Below are 1,712 nucleotides of genomic sequence, written 5' to 3'. Positions count from 1 at the left end.
CTTTAGTGCTCCGTTTTGAGCCTTTGATCGAAAGCCTCAATAACCATATTTACCAGTTCCTGATGGATTTCGCGGCGTGAGTGCCCATCGCCGTCCGAGCAAATAGGCTCGTCGATGTCTGCGGATTTGGCCATCTCGGCCGCGTCCGGCTTACACACTCCGAACATGCTATAGTGGCTTGCATTCCTAAACGCGGAATACATGCCCCTCGGAATGGCCCTTGCAATTGCCGAGGAGAGCACGGTCCAGGGGATCGTTCCAGGTTGGCCAAGGTTTACGATCTCGACGGGGATCGAAACCCTCGAAAAAGATTCGATCTGAAAGACATCTACCGGAGCAGGGTCGATTGCCATTGCAAACGCAATGCGCCTGTCCCGATTGTCGCGATCAGCAAGTTTCATGTACATCGCATGAAGGTCAACGCCACTTTGTTTTACCCATCCGCAAAGCGAAGGATTGAGAACATCGTTGTCACAGTAACTCCCCAGACGGATTGGATCGATACGACCACCAGCCAAAGCCAAGGCTGTATTCCCGCCCATAGAAAGCCCAAGTACACCCGTCTTTTCGGGCTCAAGGTGATCTTCGAAAACCGTTTGCTTTTCCAAAGCGTCGAGCGTTGCGCTGATATCCGCAGGCCTAAGCCAAAGCTTCATCGTTTCGGCTGCTGACCTGTTAGCTCCTCCGTTCCCGAAATGAAGAGGAGCTGCCACGATGAACCCATGCTTTGCCAATGGCGTTGCAATCCAGCTCATGGCTTGGGGAGTTCCCCCCAGACCTGCGCCATGAGATAGCAAAATCAAAGGGTATCTTCCGTGCGCGATAGGGGCGTCGAGCATGGTGTCCGTTCCGTAAAAGAACTGACTTTCGCCGAGCGTGACGGGCTTGCCACCAGCGTCGGCCGGATACCAAACGGTCACGGGAAATTCAGTGCCTCGCTCCTTGGAGGGTGCTGTGATCTGCCGGACGCCGACGAGTGCACTGTCTGCGGCTGAGCGCTGCGCTAGCGCCATTGAAAGGACGCTGGCGCAGAACATTGCAACGATTTTGATCAGCATTTTCCTCGAAGCTCCTCATAGCCGTGGGTTATGTCGGAACTTGTCGCGGATTGAAGTGCGACGCGCCCAAGATCACGATTTAGAACGTCCAAGATCACGATTTAGAACGTATCGCGCATCGGCGCTTGAACTCACGCGGGGGCTATCGAATGGAAGCTTCTTGGGGCAGACCGGGCGCGGCAGAACTCTCACCGCCAGTGCTCCGATAGCCGCTCGGGGTCATGCCCGTGACCCTAAGAAATTCTCGATTGAAGTTTGATTTTGTACCGAACCCCGCCTCCAGCATGATTGCCGTTATCTGATCGCGTGTCGTCGCCAGCCGCTGTTTGGCATCGCTCACTCGATATTCGTTCACGACCTGGGAGACGTTGCGGCCGTAGATTCTGTTTAAGGCGCCGGAAATCTGGCGTCCTGGAATACCTGAACGTCGCGCAAGACGCTCTAACGTTAGGTCTGGATCACGATAAAGATGCTGCTCCCGCATCAATGCGTCGATGTGGTTCGCAATCGCTTTATCCTCCGTAGCATCCGGGGGCACCTTCAGTGTGGATGGGGAACGGGCGAAATCCTCCGAAAGCGCATTCCCGTCATCACCGGGACGGGCATTGTCCGCAACAGTGGCGGCGTAACCGGCAATGGCCAGCCATAAAACGC

The 1,712-nt window shown here is 55.3% G+C and carries 2 protein-coding genes; both read right to left on the bottom strand.

Annotated elements, in window-relative coordinates:
* Positions 1–2: 2 nt before the first annotated feature.
* Positions 3–839, bottom strand: coding sequence for a dienelactone hydrolase (locus tag AAAB35_RS22140; RefSeq protein WP_340670429.1), 837 nt, complete (start codon positions 837–839; stop codon positions 3–5).
* A gap of 361 nt (positions 840–1,200) precedes the next feature.
* A partial coding sequence (locus tag AAAB35_RS22135) for an AraC family transcriptional regulator (protein WP_340670428.1) occupies positions 1,201–1,712 on the bottom strand: 512 nt, incomplete at its 5' end.

This window comes from Phyllobacterium sp., from assembly GCF_037994425.1.
Lineage (GTDB): Bacteria > Pseudomonadota > Alphaproteobacteria > Rhizobiales > Rhizobiaceae > Phyllobacterium.
This window is presented reverse-complemented; position numbering and strand designations above follow the sequence as displayed.